17 protein-coding genes are annotated in these 15,659 nt (G+C 47.7%); 16 read left to right on the forward strand and 1 reads right to left on the reverse strand.

Annotation, left to right across the window (positions count from 1 at the left end; translation table 11 throughout):
• Positions 1 to 12 precede the first annotated feature (12 nt).
• Positions 13 to 753, reverse strand: a complete 741-nt coding sequence (locus tag M5E81_RS01215; protein WP_040564831.1) for a porin family protein — start codon at positions 751 to 753, stop codon at positions 13 to 15.
• A 475-nt stretch (positions 754 to 1,228) separates the two neighbouring features.
• Here M5E81_RS01215 and M5E81_RS01220 point away from each other — a divergent pair, with 475 nt between their 5' ends.
• The 16 genes from M5E81_RS01220 to mreB all read left to right on the forward strand — a co-directional run bounded on the left by M5E81_RS01220 (position 1,229) and on the right by mreB (position 15,473).
• The gene (locus M5E81_RS01220) at positions 1,229 to 2,248 is read left to right on the forward strand and encodes a glycosyltransferase family 4 protein (protein ID WP_009144949.1); all 1,020 of its coding nucleotides are present in this window, start codon (positions 1,229 to 1,231) and stop codon (positions 2,246 to 2,248) included.
• A 15-nt stretch (positions 2,249 to 2,263) separates the two neighbouring features.
• Complete coding sequence (gene wecB / locus M5E81_RS01225) at positions 2,264 to 3,424, forward strand: non-hydrolyzing UDP-N-acetylglucosamine 2-epimerase (protein WP_009144950.1); 1,161 nt, start codon at positions 2,264 to 2,266, stop codon at positions 3,422 to 3,424.
• Between the two features lie 76 nt (positions 3,425 to 3,500).
• Positions 3,501 to 3,776: a hypothetical protein gene (locus M5E81_RS01230; protein WP_148495312.1), complete on the forward strand. Its 276-nt coding sequence runs from the start codon at positions 3,501 to 3,503 to the stop codon at positions 3,774 to 3,776.
• Positions 3,739 to 4,203 (forward strand): hypothetical protein, encoded by a 465-nt coding sequence (locus M5E81_RS01235; protein WP_249747675.1) that lies wholly within the window; start codon positions 3,739 to 3,741, stop codon positions 4,201 to 4,203. Before M5E81_RS01230 ends, M5E81_RS01235 begins: the two co-directional genes overlap by 38 nt.
• On the forward strand, positions 4,193 to 4,915 hold the full coding sequence (atpB, locus tag M5E81_RS01240; RefSeq protein ID WP_009144953.1) for a F0F1 ATP synthase subunit A: 723 nt from the start codon (positions 4,193 to 4,195) through the stop codon (positions 4,913 to 4,915). Before M5E81_RS01235 ends, atpB begins: the two co-directional genes overlap by 11 nt.
• Positions 4,916 to 4,948: 33 nt before the next feature.
• Entirely contained in the window at positions 4,949 to 5,212 is a 264-nt protein-coding gene (gene atpE, locus M5E81_RS01245; RefSeq protein WP_009144954.1) for a F0F1 ATP synthase subunit C, read from the forward strand.
• Positions 5,213 to 5,251: 39 nt separating this feature from the next.
• Complete coding sequence (gene atpF / locus M5E81_RS01250) at positions 5,252 to 5,731, forward strand: F0F1 ATP synthase subunit B (protein ID WP_009144955.1); 480 nt, start codon at positions 5,252 to 5,254, stop codon at positions 5,729 to 5,731.
• A 90-nt stretch (positions 5,732 to 5,821) separates the two neighbouring features.
• Positions 5,822 to 7,645, forward strand: a complete 1,824-nt coding sequence (gene atpA, locus M5E81_RS01255; RefSeq protein WP_009144956.1) for a F0F1 ATP synthase subunit alpha — start codon at positions 5,822 to 5,824, stop codon at positions 7,643 to 7,645.
• 7 nt (positions 7,646 to 7,652) lie between these two features.
• Positions 7,653 to 8,537 (forward strand): ATP synthase F1 subunit gamma, encoded by an 885-nt coding sequence (gene atpG, locus M5E81_RS01260; protein ID WP_009144957.1) that lies wholly within the window; start codon positions 7,653 to 7,655, stop codon positions 8,535 to 8,537.
• 28 nt (positions 8,538 to 8,565) lie between these two features.
• Positions 8,566 to 9,978 carry a F0F1 ATP synthase subunit beta gene (gene atpD / locus M5E81_RS01265; RefSeq protein ID WP_021719232.1) on the forward strand — a complete coding sequence of 471 codons (1,413 nt, stop codon included), beginning with the start codon at positions 8,566 to 8,568 and terminating at the stop codon, positions 9,976 to 9,978.
• A 3-nt stretch (positions 9,979 to 9,981) separates the two neighbouring features.
• Positions 9,982 to 10,392: an ATP synthase F1 subunit epsilon gene (gene atpC, locus M5E81_RS01270; RefSeq protein WP_009144959.1), complete on the forward strand. Its 411-nt coding sequence runs from the start codon at positions 9,982 to 9,984 to the stop codon at positions 10,390 to 10,392.
• A 166-nt stretch (positions 10,393 to 10,558) separates the two neighbouring features.
• A complete protein-coding gene (locus M5E81_RS01275; protein ID WP_009144960.1) occupies positions 10,559 to 11,965 on the forward strand; it encodes an aminopeptidase in 1,407 nt (468 codons plus the stop codon).
• Positions 11,962 to 12,651: a hypothetical protein gene (locus M5E81_RS01280; RefSeq protein ID WP_009144961.1), complete on the forward strand. Its 690-nt coding sequence runs from the start codon at positions 11,962 to 11,964 to the stop codon at positions 12,649 to 12,651. Before M5E81_RS01275 ends, M5E81_RS01280 begins: the two co-directional genes overlap by 4 nt.
• 172 nt (positions 12,652 to 12,823) lie before the next feature.
• Positions 12,824 to 13,009, forward strand: coding sequence for a hypothetical protein (locus tag M5E81_RS01285; protein WP_009144962.1), 186 nt, complete (start codon positions 12,824 to 12,826; stop codon positions 13,007 to 13,009).
• 159 nt (positions 13,010 to 13,168) lie between these two features.
• On the forward strand, positions 13,169 to 14,434 hold the full coding sequence (murA, locus tag M5E81_RS01290) for a UDP-N-acetylglucosamine 1-carboxyvinyltransferase (RefSeq protein ID WP_040564839.1): 1,266 nt from the start codon (positions 13,169 to 13,171) through the stop codon (positions 14,432 to 14,434).
• 13 nt (positions 14,435 to 14,447) lie between these two features.
• Positions 14,448 to 15,473 carry a rod shape-determining protein gene (mreB, locus tag M5E81_RS01295; protein ID WP_009144964.1) on the forward strand — a complete coding sequence of 342 codons (1,026 nt, stop codon included), beginning with the start codon at positions 14,448 to 14,450 and terminating at the stop codon, positions 15,471 to 15,473.
• Positions 15,474 to 15,659: the final 186 nt, after the last annotated feature.

Genomic DNA, 15,659 nt, shown 5'->3' on the forward strand with positions numbered 1-15,659 from the left:
AATAATAAAATGTTAAAAGCTGTAGCTCAGGCCGCCGTACCAACCGGAAAGTTTGTACAGACCGGTGCCGTCATCGTTTTTGATTTTCAAATCCAGAACACGGTAGCCGGCGTTGGCGCTGAGGTTTTTACAAGGACTGTATTTTACGCCGATATCAAGGTCGTAGGTGTGCCCGCGGCCGCCTAAGGGCAAGCCGGAAAGCTCGCTGTAAAGCTGCAGCCGGTGTGCCTCATCAAGGTAATGCTTGCCGCCGATGCCGAAGGCAGGGGCGAACTGGTTCAGCTGCTTAGCACACTTTTTATTAAGTACGGGACTGCTGAACTGCAACGCAGTATCGAAGCGGTAACAGCGCAGGCCTGCGAGCCAGTAGGCGGTGCCGTTTTCAGTTGTTTTGATGGGAGAAAGATAGTTAAAGGAAGCATAGTCCAGATTCAGCTTGGTGCGGCTGTCCGCCGGAATCAGGCTGCCTGGTGCCGGTATGTGGTGCGAAGCATAGCCTTTTTCGTGGATAGCGATGTAATCTACATACCAGTTTTTGCCGCTTAGCCTGTATTCGGGTGCATTACCGTTTTTAATGTTGAGCGTATCGCGGAAATTACTGTAAGCAGCAGGCACAATTCCGTGAGATGTAAATTTCAGTTTAGGTGCATAATAACGCAGCTCCAGCTGCAGATCATCATCTGCTGTCTGTGCGCTTGCCATAGCAGGCAGAAGCAGCAGAATTGTTGTGAAAAATGAGCTCTTGGACAGCATTCTCATCCCTCCCTTTCTTAAATTTAATTTTAGCAGAAAATGGACAAAAAAACTATAAATTTAACATAAATTTTCGCTTTGTTACGATAGAGGAGTTTACTTGACTTTTTTTAGAGCAGATTTACAGCAGACAGGAGCAAAGTGAAGTTAAAAAAGCCTTAACGGTGATTATTTCGGAAAAATCATCTGTAAAAAGTCTGCGATATGAGATAAATCCGTAAGAATTTTTAAAAGGCAACATCCGGAGAACCCAAACAACATATAAGTTATGCCAAAAGGATATATTCCCTTGATGATATTATGCTATAATAAATGGGAATAATTTGGTATAATTTTGCGGAAAAAAAGGTTTATTACAGCATTTTTGTAATAAAAGTAATTGACGCAAGTGTCAAAAATGTTATACTATATAAGGAACGAATAGTTTAGTGTTTTTCGTGTGCAAGGAATCAGGTTTCGGTGGAGAAAGAAATAAATGTTAAGTGCTTACGGTTTTCCCTTTCTGCTTGCCGCTTTGGTAAGCTATATATTGACCCCTTATATTAAAACATTAGCCTTTAAAATCGGCGCGATTGACAAGCCCGATAACCGCAAGGTGCATAAGAAGATTATGCCGCGTCTTGGCGGTTTGGCTATTTATATTGCCTTTATGATTGCCGCAGTGGCAAGCTTGGAGCTGACGAAGGATATTGTCGGCATTCTGCTTGGCGGCAGCGTGATTGCCATCGTAGGCGTACTGGATGACAAATATCAGCTGCCGGCAAAGGTCAAGCTGCTGGGGCAGATTTTTGCTGCCTGCGTACTTGTGGCCTTTGATATCCGTATCGAATGGCTGAACAATCCCTTCGGCGGCTATTTTTATCTTAACGAATGGTTTATTTCTATACCGCTGACAATTTTCTGGGTTATCAGCTTTACGAACGTTGTCAACCTGATTGACGGTCTGGACGGCCTGGCAGCAGGCGTATCCGCTATCGCTTCGATGACAGTCATTCTGGTTGCGGTTCAGATGGGTTATTACCATATAGCTGTAATGACTGCGGCTCTGGCCGGCGGCATTATCGGTTTTATCCGCTATAATTTTAATCCCGCTACTATTTTCATGGGCGATACAGGCAGTATGTTCATCGGCTATATGCTGGCAGCTATTTCGGTTTATGGCGCAGTCAAGACTGCTGCTACCGTAGCGCTGATTGTACCGGCGATTGCACTGGGCCTGCCGATTATGGATACAGCCTTTGCGATTATGCGCCGCTACAGCAACGGCCGTCCAATTTTCCAGCCCGATAAGGGACACTTGCATCACCGCCTGTTGGCGATGGGCATGAACCAGAAGCAGGCAGTTCTGCTGATGTATGCTATTACAGCCGTGCTCGGTATCGCAGCTGTGCTGTGGGCAGAGTTTGACGGCTTTTACGCCGCACTTATTATAGCGGTTATTATTACGGCAGTTGCCGTTGGTGCTAAGAAAATCGGTATTCTGAACGACAGATAAGGGGGAGGAAGAACCGTGGAGAAGATAAAGTTAATGACAGTTTTCGGCACTCGTCCGGAGGCTATCAAAATGTGCCCGCTGGTGCTGGCAATGCGTAAATATCCCAAATATATTCAGCCGATTGTGGCAGTTACCGCACAGCATCGCGAGATGCTTGATCAGGTACTGGATTTGTTTGGCATTACGCCTGATTATGATTTGAACATTATGTCGGCAGGTCAAACCCTGTATGATGTTACTACCCGCGCGCTGATGGGCCTGAAATCCGTTATGGAGGAAGCAAAGCCCGATATGGTGCTGGTGCATGGTGACACCTCGACTACCTTTGCCGGTGCTCTGGCTGCCTTTTATGCGCAGATTCCTGTAGGCCATGTGGAAGCAGGCCTGCGTACTGGTAATAAATATTCTCCTTACCCGGAGGAAATGAACCGCAAGCTGACCGGTGCGATTGCCGATATGCATTTTGCGCCTACCTCTACCAGCAAGGCTAACCTGCTGAAGGAAAACATCTGCCCCGAGCAGATTCTGGTAACAGGCAACACTGTTATCGATGCTCTGCAGACTACGGTGAAGGAAGGCTACCGCTTTGAGGACGAGGAGTTCAATAAGGTATTTGCCAGCGGTCATCGTCTGATTCTGATGACTACCCACCGCCGTGAAAACCTGGGCGAGCCTATGCGTCATGTTTACCGCGCTTTGAAGAGCGTGCTGGAAGCGCATCCCGATGTGGAAGCAATCTTCCCGGTACACAAAAACCCCAAGGTGCGTGAAATCGTGCGCGAGGAGCTGGGACATTTAGACAGAGTGCATCTGATTGAGCCTATGGAATATGAACCGTTTGCCAATCTGATGGCTAAGGTTGATATCGTGCTCACAGACAGCGGCGGAATTCAGGAGGAGGCTCCTGCCTTAGGCAAGCCGGTTCTGGTTCTGCGTGATACCACTGAGCGTCCGGAGGCTGTTGAAGCCGGTACGGTTAAGCTCGTAGGCACAGCTTATGATGATGTGCTGCGCGAAACAAATCTGCTTTTAGATGATGCCGAGCATTATCGCTCTATGGCGGAGGCTGCTAATCCTTACGGCGACGGCAAGGCCTGTGAACGCATTATTCATGCGATTTTAAGAAAAAATGGCTTTGATGTAGAAATTTTGCCGGAATTCGCGTCTAAAGCGTAGACAAACACTGTGAAAAATATTAAAATTAAAAGAGTAAATATGATTAATTTGTGAATTTATGCTAGGGTGTGGAATCATGCAACAATATAAGCCCGATCAGGAACATATCAGAATGTTGGAAGCTCTGGCTACAGTTTCTTCGCTGGCTTTTATGGCTGTGATTGATTTTATGCTGGCTTATTTTGGCGGTGACTGGCTCGACCGTCATCTGGAAACCGGTGACCATACAATGCGGGGTATCTGCATTGCTCTGGCAGTAATATCACTGATTATGACCTACTATAATCTTATTCAAAGAAGCATCTATTCAAGAAATGATGCCGGAAAAAAGAAAAAGCAGGATGAAAAATAATTTTGACTTAACGCCATTGGTCAGACAGGGCGGTACGCCTGTGATTATACGTACTGCGCTGTGTGTACTGGTTTTGGCGGTTATAACAAGGCTTGCAGGTCTTGATGAAATCTCTACCGGGTTGTTCCGCGGCATGGTCGTGGGTGCGCTGGACATGGTTATTATGTGCAGCGGTGCGCGTAAGGCTCTGGTATTTAAAGATGATCCTGAGCGCGGCGTGAAGCTTTTAAAGCGTTATCGCTACTACCGGATTTTTGCGGCAGGCAGCCTTTTTGTTGCGATGTTGAAGATGAAATACCATGTGTTTTATGTGGCCGTGGGCTTTCTTCTTACACATATATTCTATATTTTAAATTTAATATTTATCGCGTGCCAACTCCAAAAAGAAGAGGAACGTGAAGAAAGGAGTGTGAAAGATGGGAAATGAAGCTGCTGCTATGGCGCAAGAGGCTGAACAATCCAAAGAGATAATCCATTATCTTGCAACCAACACCTTTTTGGGTGAGGTTAATATGCAAACTATGTATATGACCTGGATTGCAATGGCTATCGTATTTGTTTTGTTTTTTGCTGCTTCCAGAAATCCGAAGTTAGTACCTTCCGGATTGCAGAATGTCATGGAGTTCTTTGTCGATTTTCTGAATGGTTTAATGGAAGACAATCTTGGTGGTGTGAAAGGCCGCAAATATATGGCACCTTTCATTATTACTCTCTTTATGTTTATCCTTGTATCCAATGAAATTGGCATGCTTCCTCAGGTCGGTGTTCACTGGACTTCTCCTACTAACGATATCAATACCTGCTTTGGTTTGTCCTTGTTAGTAGCTTTCAGTGCATATCTTGTTGGCGTTATGCAACAAGGTATCGGCCATTTCAAACATTTTGTCAGCCCCAGTCCGGCTTTCCTGCCGTTGCACCTTTTGGATGCAGTGACTAAACCGCTGACTATGGCCCTTCGTCTCTTTGGTAACATCCTGGCAGGCGAAATCCTGCTGATCGTTTTGTATCAGCTGGCTCCGTGGGTTGTCCCTGAACTGTGGGTAATGTTCTCCCTGTTCATCGGCTTTGTACAGGCCTTTATCTTTACTATCTTGGCTTTGGGCTCTTATGCTCTGGCTTTTGCCGGCCACGAAGAATAACTCTTTAACACAAAAATTTTATATTCTGAAAGGATGAAACAAATGTCTGAAAATGCAATCATTACTGCTGCATCCGTAATCGGTGCAGGTCTCGTTTGCCTGGGCGCTGCTATGGGTGCTGGCTTTGGTAACGGCAACATGTGCGGCAAATCTATCGAATCCATGGCTCGTCAACCGGAAGAGTCTGGTAAAATCTTCACCAACATGCTGGTTTGCGTAGGCTTGATCGAATCCATGCCTATTCTGTGCTATGTAATCGCTATCGTTCTGGTATTCGCTAACCCGTTCATTAAATAATTTTATTTTGCAAGATATTACAAAAGGAGCGTGCTATAATTGGTTAACTTCAACGCAACACTTATCGCGCAGATCCTGAACTTTTTGGTTTTAGTTATTGTTCTTGCAAAATTTGCTTACAAACCCTTATGCAACATTATGGATGAACGTAAGAATAAAATTGCAAGCGACCTGGAGTCTGCTGAAAAGGCTAAGACTGACGCAGAAGCAGTTAAAGCTGAATACGCTGCAAAGCTGGCTGAAGCTAAACAAGAAGCTCAAGCTATTGTTGATGCTGCTCGCAAAACTGCTCAGGCTGCACATGACAAGATCATGGCTGACACTAAAGCTGAACAAGATCAGGTTATTGCAACCGCTAAAGAAGCAATCGCACTGGAACAGAAGAAAGCTATGGACGAAGTTCGTGCACAAGTTATCAACCTGTCCATGATTGCTGCTAGCAAGATCGTAGAACAAAAGTTAGGTTCTGAAGAAGACAAACAAATGGCTAGCAAAATCGTTGATTCTATCATGAAATAATTTTGCTGCTTTTCCTAATAAGCCGGATATATGCCGCTGTAATGCGAAGCAGCAGGCTAAAAGCCGGTATTCGGAGGTGATTGGTACAACATGAAGACAGAAGAAAATATTGCTTTAATTAAGCAACAATTGTCCGACTTCAAAATTGATCTGGGCTCCATTAAAGAGCTGTTAGATGTAAACGTAACTACTGCCAAGAGATTATCTGCAGCAGAGTATCAATCCATTTCTGTAATCCTGACCGAGAAACTGGGCCGTGAGATTTTCCTGAACAAGAAAGTTGACCCGTCCATCCTCGGCGGCATCATCGTACAAGTTGGCGATAAGGTATTCGACGCTTCCGCACTGCGCAAGCTGAAGAAAATGGAAGTTGCTCTGAACGGCATTGACGTTCACGAGTACACCAAACCGGAAGCCCTGGGTGATGCTCTCAGCAACAAACTGGAGAATTACAATGTGGATGCTGATCTGGAAGAAGTTGGTATCGTAGAAAAAATCGGTGACGGCATCGCAACCGTTATCGGTATGAAAAACGCTATGGCTGGCGAATTAGTTGAACTGCCCCACAACGTATCCGGCATGGTTCTGAACCTGAACCCGGACAGCGTTGGTATCGTACTGATGGGCGGCGAGACCAAAATCAAAGAAGGCGACGTAGTTCGCCGTACCGGCCGCATCATGGAGGTTCCTGTTGGTGAAAACCTGCTGGGCCGTGTAGTTAGCGCTATCGGCGACCCGATCGACGGCAAAGGCGAAATCGCTGCTGCTGAACGTCGTCCGGTTGAATCTCCTGCACATGGTATCGCAGATCGTAAATCCGTTGATACCCCGCTGCAAACCGGTATTAAATGTATCGACGCACTTGTTCCTATCGGACGTGGTCAGCGCGAACTTATCATCGGCGACCGTGGTACCGGTAAGACTGCAGTTGCAATCGACACCATTATCAACCAAAAAGGTCTGGGCGTTATCTGCATTTATGTAGCTATCGGCCAAAAGGCTTCTAACATCGCTCGTATTGTTCGTACTCTGGAACAACACGGCGCTATGGAATACACCATCATCGTTGCTGCTACTGCTGCTGACTCCGCTCCGCTGCAATACCTGGCTCCGTACGCTGGCGTAACCATGGCTGAATACTTCATGGATCAGGGCAAAGACGTTCTGTGCGTATACGACGACCTGTCTAAACACGCTGTTGCATACCGTGCAATGTCCCTGCTGCTCCGTCGTCCTCCAGGACGTGAAGCATACCCTGGCGACGTATTCTATTTGCATTCCCGTCTGCTGGAACGCGCTGCTAAGCTGAACGATGAACTGAAGGGCGGTTCCATCACCGCACTGCCGATCATCGAAACCCTGGCAGGTGACGTAGGCGGCTTCATTCCGACCAACGTAATTTCTATTACCGACGGTCAGATCTTCCTTGAATCCGAGCTGTTCTACTCCGGTATCCGTCCGGCTATCAACTCCGGCCTGTCTGTATCCCGTGTAGGTGGTGCTGCTCAGATTAAAGCTATGAAGCAGGTTGCAGGTACTTTACGTCTGGATCTGGCTCAGTTCCGCGAGCTGGCAGCATTTGCTCAGTTTGCTTCTGACCTTGATAAAGCTACCAAAGCACAGCTGGACCGTGGTCAACGTCTGACCGAGGTTCTGAAACAAGGCCAATACAGCCCGTTGTCTGTTGAAAAACAGGTTATGGCTATTTACCTTGGCACCAAAGGCTATCTGGATGACGTAGCAGTTAAAGATGTAACTCGCTGCGAAAAAGAATTCCTGGACTTCATGGAAGCTAACCATCCGGAAGTTGGCGGAGACATCATCAAAACCAAGAAAATCACTGATGAGAACGAAGAAGCTCTGAAGAAAGCTATCGCCGAGTTCAAGGAAACCTTTGTTAGTGAAGGTAGGTGATTAACTAATGGCTACTGCACGCGAGATTCATCGCCACATGAAAAGCGTAGGTAACATTGGCAAGATCACGAAGGCTATGAAAATGGTTGCTGCTGCCCGCCTCAGAAGAGCGCAGGAAAAAGCTGCAGCAAGCCGTCCTTATGCTATCAAGATCAAAGAAGTGTTATCCAACGTTGTGAGCGATCCGAGCATCCTTGCAGGCTTAAGTGCCAAAAAACACCCGCTGCTTCAACATCGTGATGTTAAAAAAGTTGGTTATCTGGTGCTCGCCTCTGATAAAGGTCTGGCAGGCGCATATAGTTCCAACGCTTTGAAAAAAGCAGTTGCGGAGATTTCCGAATGTGAGCATGACGTAGTCATTATCACCAGCGGCCGTAAGGCTAGAGATTTCTTCCAACGTCGCGGCTATAAAGTGCTAAGTAGCCACTTCGGCTACTCCGACAGACCGTCTTACGCAAATGCGGTAGAAATTGCTCAGGATGCAATCAAACAATTTGCTGACGAGCATTTCGACGAGCTGCATGTTGTGTTTACACTATTCAAAACCGCTTTGTCCCAAATTCCTACCAGCGACAAGATTCTGCCGGTAGAGCCTCCTGTAAAGGAGAAAGGCAAAGCTAGCGCAAGCTTTATTTTCGAGCCTAGTGAAGACGAAACTCTGCAGGTACTTGCACCTAAGTATCTGGAAACCGTAGTTTACGCTGCACTGGTACAATCTGCTGCCAGTGAGTTGGGCTCTCGTATGACTGCTATGAGCTCTGCTACCGATAACGCAGGCAAGCTGGTACAAAACCTGGAGCTGTCCTATAACAAGGCTCGTCAGGCATCCATTACCCGCGAGCTGAACGAAATCGTTGGCGGCGTAGAAGCTCTGAAACAGGCACAAAACTAATTAGATATTTCGTAGGGAGGCTAAAACCTTGAATACAGGTAGAATCGTACAAGTTGTAGGCCCTGTTATCGACGTAGAGTTTCCTCCTAAAAGCATGCCTGCTATCCTCAACGCATTGCACATTGACGGCACCACCGATGAGGGTAAAGTAAAAATCCACCTGACCGCAGAAGTTATGCAACATATCGGCAATAACATTGTCCGCGCTGTTGCTATGAGCTCCACCGACGGTCTGGTTCGTGGCATGGAAGTTGTAGATACCGGCGCTCCTATCAGCGTTCCGGTAGGTCCTGGTGTACTGGGCCGTATCTTCAACGTTTTAGGTGAAACTGTAGACCATGATGACACTCCGGTTGAAGCAGCTGATCACTGGCCTATTCATAGACCGGCTCCGAGCTTTGACCAACAGGCTACAGCTACTAAAATTTTGGAAACCGGCATTAAAGTCGTTGACCTTATCGCTCCGTATGCAATGGGCGGTAAAATCGGTCTGTTCGGCGGTGCTGGCGTAGGTAAAACCGTTATTATTATGGAGCTTATCCATAACATTGCTACTGCACACGGCGGCTATTCCGTATTCGCAGGCGTTGGCGAACGTACTCGTGAAGGCAACGACCTGTGGGGCGAAATGAAAGAGTCTGGCGTTATCAACAAGACTGCTCTTGTATACGGCCAGATGAACGAGCCTCCTGGAGCACGTATGCGTGTTGGTCTGACCGGCCTGACCATGGCAGAATACTTCCGTGATGTTGGCGGCCAGGACGTACTGCTCTTTATCGATAACATTTTCCGTTTCATTCAGGCTGGTTCCGAAGTATCCGCATTGCTCGGCCGTATGCCTTCCGCAGTAGGTTACCAACCTACTTTGGCAAACGATATCGGCGCACTGCAAGAGCGTATTACCTCCACCAAGACCGGTTCTATCACATCCGTACAGGCTGTATATGTACCTGCGGATGACTTGACTGACCCGGCTCCGGCAGGCACCTTCGCTCACTTGGATGCAACCACCGTATTGTCTCGTCAAATCGCAGAGCTTGGTATTTATCCGGCAGTTGACCCGCTCGACTCCACCAGCCGTATCCTCGATCCGCTGGTAATCGGCGAAGAGCATTATCATGTTGCTCGTGGCGTACAGGCTATCCTGCAACGTTACAAAGAATTGCAAGATATCATCGCAATTCTGGGTATGGAAGAATTGAGCGAGGAAGACAAAGTAACTGTTGCTCGTGCTCGTAAGATTCAGAAGTTCCTCAGCCAGGCATTCTTCGTTGCTGAACAGTTCACCGGTACCCCCGGTCAATATGTTCCTCTGAAGGAAACCATCCGCGGCTTCAAAGAAATCCTCGAAGGCAAGCATGATGACCTGCCGGAAGGTGCTTTCTACATGGTTGGTACCATTGATGACGCTGTTGCCAAGGCTGCAACTATGAAGGATTAATAGATGGCTACTCCGTTTTCTTTTGAAATTGTCACGCCGGATAAGATGCTGTTCACTTCTGAAGAAGTAACTTATGTGGGTTTCCGTGCTTTGTCCGGTAATCTGGGCCTCAAAGCTAGACATATGCCTATCATTGCGACCATGGATATTGCGCCGATGAAGCTGGAGTTCACTGACGGCAGCGTTAAAGAATTTGCTGTTTGCGGCGGCTTTCTGGAAATGAAAGACAATAAATGCACCGTTTTGGCAACTATTGCCGAAGCTGATGCAGATATTGATACCGCTCGTGCAGCAGCAGCTAAAGAACGTGCAGAGCAACGTCTTGCTTCCAAGAGCGAAGACATTGATACTGTTCGTGCCGAAAACGCGCTGAAGAGAGCTGTTGCCCGCTTGCGTACTACTCACAAGCTGTAATAAGCATTGCGACAATGCCAAAAAAATTACCCCCCCGTCCGTCAGGGCGGGGGTTTTTGTATTGTATACATTTCCCTTCCTCTCCCCAAAAGGTGCTATTTGTGGTATGATTTACATAGTGTCGTTTGGCACTGCTTACTAAAGCTTATACAAGGAGTGATAGATTATGACAACTGCAAAGGAATTGCAAAAGAATTTGACATGGGAATTCTCCCATATCGCTAAGAAGAACACTGCTGCCAAGGAAGCAGCGTTTGCGTACTGCGAAGGCTACAAGGAATTTTTGAATACAGCAAAAACAGAGCGTGAATTTACCGCTAAGGCTGTAGAAAAGCTGGCTGCTGCAGGCTATGTTCCCTTCGAAGAAGGCAAGGCATATAAACCCGGCGACAAGGTTTATTTCGTAAACCGCGGCAAATCTATGGCTATGTCCACCTTCGGCACCGCACCGTTGGAGGCAGGCGTGCGCCTGAACGCTGCGCATATCGATTCTCCGCGTCTGGATTTAAAACCGAACCCGGTATACGAAAACCATGAGATGGCCTACTTCAAAACGCATTATTACGGCGGTATCCGCAAATACCAATGGGTGACCGTGCCTCTGGCAATGCATGGCGTTATCATCAAAAAGAACGGCGAGCTGGTGAAGGTCTGCGTGGGCGAAAATGCCGGTGACCCCGTATTCTGCGTAACCGATTTGCTGCCGCATCTTGGCGCTAAACAGAACGAGCGCAAGCTGAGCGAAGGCATTAAGGGCGAGGAGCTGAACATTGTTATCGGCAGCCTGCCTTTTGTTGACGAAAGCGAAGAGGAAGGTGTAAAAGATGCCGTTAAGCTGAACGCACTGGCTTTGCTCAACGAAATGTACGGTATTACCGAGCATGATTTTATGCGTGCGGAAATTGAATTTGTTCCCGCAACCAAGGCACAGGATGTAGGCCTGGACCGCAGCCTGATCGGTGCCTACGGCCAGGATGATAAGGTTTGCGCTTATACCGCACTGACTGCGGAAATTGATACAAAAGCACCGTACTACACCACTGTTACGGTTTTGGCAGATAAAGAAGAAATCGGTTCCTACGGCAACACCGGCCTGAATTCCGATTTCGTGCTGCACTATCTGGAGGATCTGGCAGCAACTCAGGGTGCCAACATCCGCAAGCTGCTGCGCAATACCACCGCACTTTCCTCCGATGTTAACGGTGCCTACGATCCGAGCTTTGCTTCCGTATATGAAGAGCGCAACAGCTGCTTCGTGAACAAAGGTCCTGTACTGACCAAATATACCGGTGCGCGCGGCAAATCCGGCTCCAATGATGCCAGCGCTGAAACGATGGCCAAGGTTATCAGCATTATGGATGAGGCTGATGTTTTCTGGCAAATCGGCGAGCTGGGCGCTGTAGACGAAGGCGGCGGCGGTACCGTTGCATTGTATGTTGCTTCTATGGATATGGACGTAGTCGATCTTGGTGTGCCTATTCTGTGCATGCATTCTCCGTTCGAGCTGAGCTCTAAGCTGGATGTTTATTACACCTATAAAGCATTCGCTGCTTTCCTGGAGAGCGACAAATGAATACAGCAGCTGTAACAGCTTTGCTTGCAGGCAAGGAGCCTGTGCGCGCACTTGTTCTGGCTTCTGAGAAAGAAGTGGCAGAACTGGCTGATTTGGGACTTCCTGTAAATACTGTTGACAGCAGCTTATCGATGCAGCATCTGGCAAGCGCAAAATTTGCTGCCGAGCGCATGCTTGGCAAGGCCGGCAGGCTGCAGGTAATGACAGTTACGCGCGAGGAGCCGCAGGCTACGGAAGCGGAGCGGGCGCTGATTTATGCGATGCTTGTGCGTTGCCGTAAGGTTATCAGCTGCCGTGACAAGCTGGAGGATATGCTGAAATTTGACGACCGTGAGGGCTGGAATGAATATAAGGCTGCTTATGAAAATAAGGTGCTGGATATTTTTAAGGCTACCTGGAGGGAGAAGGATGTTTATCCCTATAACATTATTGACAACATCAAAGAGTACAACAAAAATGAAAGCTATATTTTAAAGCAGCTTTACTGGCATCTGGCAGAGCGTACTCCGGGCATAATTAATGACGGTGACGCCAGGATGATTAACGAGCTGCGGCAGATGTTCAGCGACATCAGCATCAGTCTGCTGGCACCGGATACGGTGCTTGTGGGTGATGTGGCGCAGGATGCGCAGCTTGCTGCGTTAGCGGAAATGTTTGCTGGTAAAGCCGAAATTATCAGGCTGTAAAGTTAAGCCGTCCGGCGGGATGCTCCTGTCGGGCGGTTTTTGCGTTTTGTCACAGATTTTTCCTTGCATATTAAACTTGCTTATAGTAGACTATAATATGTAGAACTAGGCAAGGCCGCTAAGTTTCTTGAGAAGAAGCACAAGATATATAAGTAAGGACGGTGACTGTAAGATGGCTGATATCGTAGAAAGTCTGGCAGGAAACAAAATGCTGATGCTGAAGCAGGATATAGCTTTTTTGCGCAAGCGTCTGGCGGAATGTGCTGATGAGGATGCTAAAAAGGCTATCCGCAGGGAATTAATGGAGAAGGAAACCTATTATAATATTTTAGCAGACCGCCAGCGGGTGAATTTCTGAGCCGGAAGCAGTGCCGGCTTTTTCTTATAAGGTCGGGTGAAATATGCCTGTGGCAAAATTTTCCGGATTTTTATTAAGTCTTGAAAAGAGCCTGTGTTTGATGATAAAATATTTGTTACGGAAAAATTTTTCCGACTTCGCATATGCAGGAGGGTTATTTTGGAAAAACTAATTGTGAAGGGCGGAAACCGCCTCGTTGGTGCAGTTAAAACCAGCGGTGCGAAAAACGCTGTACTGCCGATTATTGCAGCTTCTATCCTGGGAACTACCCCAAGTCATCTTGATGAAGTTCCGATGCTGGAAGATGTGCATACTATAAGTGAAGTTTTAAAATGTCTGGGACTGGCTGTAGAATGCAGTCCGGAAAAGAATGTGCTGGATATCGACAGCACTGAGATAACCTCGTATGAAGCACCGTATGAGCTGGTGCGTACCATGCGTGCGTCCTTTCTGGTAATGGGACCTCTGCTGGCGCGTATCGGTAAAGCGCGTATTTCCATGCCCGGCGGTTGCGCTATCGGTGCCCGTCCGATTGATATTCATCTCAAGGGCTTTGAGGCTCTGGGTGTAAAAATCGAACAGGGTCATGGCTATATTGAAGCAAGTGCTCCCGAGGGACTGAAGGGTACCAGCATTTATTTTGATTTTCCGAGCGTAGGTGCTACCGAAAATATTATGATGGCAGCTTCTCTTGCTGAGGGTACTACTATTTTGGAAAATGCTGCCGAGGAACCGGAGATTGTAGATTTGGCCAACTATCTGAATAAGATGGGTGCCAAAATCCGCGGTGCCGGTACCGATACTATTCGCATTGAGGGTGTAGAGAAGCTGCATGGCGCAGACTATACCATTATTCCGGATCGTATTGAGGCAGGCACTTATATGATTGCTGCTGCCATGACCGGCGGTGATATTGTTGTGGAAAATGTTCTGCCGGAGCACCAGAAGCCGCTGATTGCCAAGCTGCGTGAGGCAGGTGCCGTGGTTGAGGAGGATATTGATAAGGTACGTGTTATCGGCAAGAATCCGCTGAAGGCCGTATCTATCAAAACTCTGCCTTATCCAGGCTTCCCGACTGATATGCAGGCTCAGATGATGGCGATGATGGTTATTGCCGAGGGGCGCAGCAAGGTTACGGAAACTGTTTTTGAGAATCGTTTCATGCATGTGGTTGAGCTGAACCGCATGGGTGCGCAGATTTCTACCGAAGGCCGCAGTGCCGTTATCGACGGTCCCTGCAAGCTGACAGGCTGTGATGTGCGTGCAACCGATTTGCGTGCCGGTGCAGCTATGATTCTGGCAGGCCTTGTGGCCGAAGGTACGACACGTATCGGCGATTTGCACCATATTGACCGTGGCTATGAGAACATTGTTGCTAAGCTGAAAAATCTGGGTGCAGATATTGAACGCGTAGATGTAGATTAAGGAGATATGACTAATGTTTAAAAGTATGGATATCGGTATTGATTTGGGTACCGCTAACATTCTTGTTTATGTCAAGGGCAAGGGCGTTGTCCTGAAGGAGCCTTCTGTTGTGGCTATTGATAAGGTACGCAACAAGGTATTGGCTGTGGGCGATGATGCCAGAGAAATGCTGGGACGTGCTCCCGGCAGTATCGTTGCTATCCGTCCGCTGAAGGAAGGCGTTATTGCGAACTATACCGTAACGCAGAAGCTACTTGCTTACGTTATTGAGAAGGTTGCGGGCAAGAGCCTGTTTTTCAAACCGCGTGTTATGACCTGTGTTCCTATCGGCATTACTTCAGTAGAAAAGCGTGCTGTTATGGAGGCTACTACCCAGGGCGGTGCTTCCAAAACCTATCTGATTGAGGAACCGCTGGCAGCGGCTCTTGGTGCCGGTATTGATATTTCCGTACCGCGCGGCAATATGGTTGTTGATATAGGCGGCGGTACTACCGATATCGCTGTGCTGAGCCTTGGCGGTATTGTTGTTGATTCTTCTATCCGTATCGGCGGCGACCATTTTGATGAGGCTATTGTGCGTCATGTGAAGAAGGTACATAATGTGCTTATCGGTGAGCGCACGGCTGAAGAAATCAAAATGAATGTTGCTACTGTTATTGCCGACGGACGCAATGAGTCTATTACTGTACGCGGCCGTGATATGGTTACCGGCCTGCCGACTACCTTTAGCGTAAGCTCCGAGGATTGCCGTGTGGCATTGGAGGATGCTGTTGCTTCTCTGATTGCTACTGTGCGCGGTGTTCTGGAAAAATGCCCGCCGGAGCTGGCTGCTGATATTGTTGATAACGGTATTTATCTGACCGGCGGCGGCGCGCTGCTTGACGGCCTGGCTGAGATTATGCAGCGTGAAACCGGTATTACTACGCATATTGCCGATGATCCGCTGGAGTGTGTTGCTCTTGGCACCGGCAAGGCGCTGGAGAATCTGGATAAGCTGCATCCTGGCACTGTTTATACTGCGTCTAATCTGGCTGATTGATGTTTGGGTATTGATTGTTGATTATTGATTTTGGGGAGGAGCTGCCTTTGGCAGCTCCTTTTGTGTAGATGTGAAGAAGAAGGGCGTATGGTGTCGCAATTAATATATTGCAACCCTTCCGTCTGCTCGCAAAAGCTCGCAGCAACCTCCCCTTTCAGGGGAGATATAAAGTGCTTGTCAAATGCT

Source organism: Phascolarctobacterium succinatutens (assembly GCF_023497905.1).
Lineage (GTDB): Bacteria > Bacillota > Negativicutes > Acidaminococcales > Acidaminococcaceae > Phascolarctobacterium_A > Phascolarctobacterium_A succinatutens.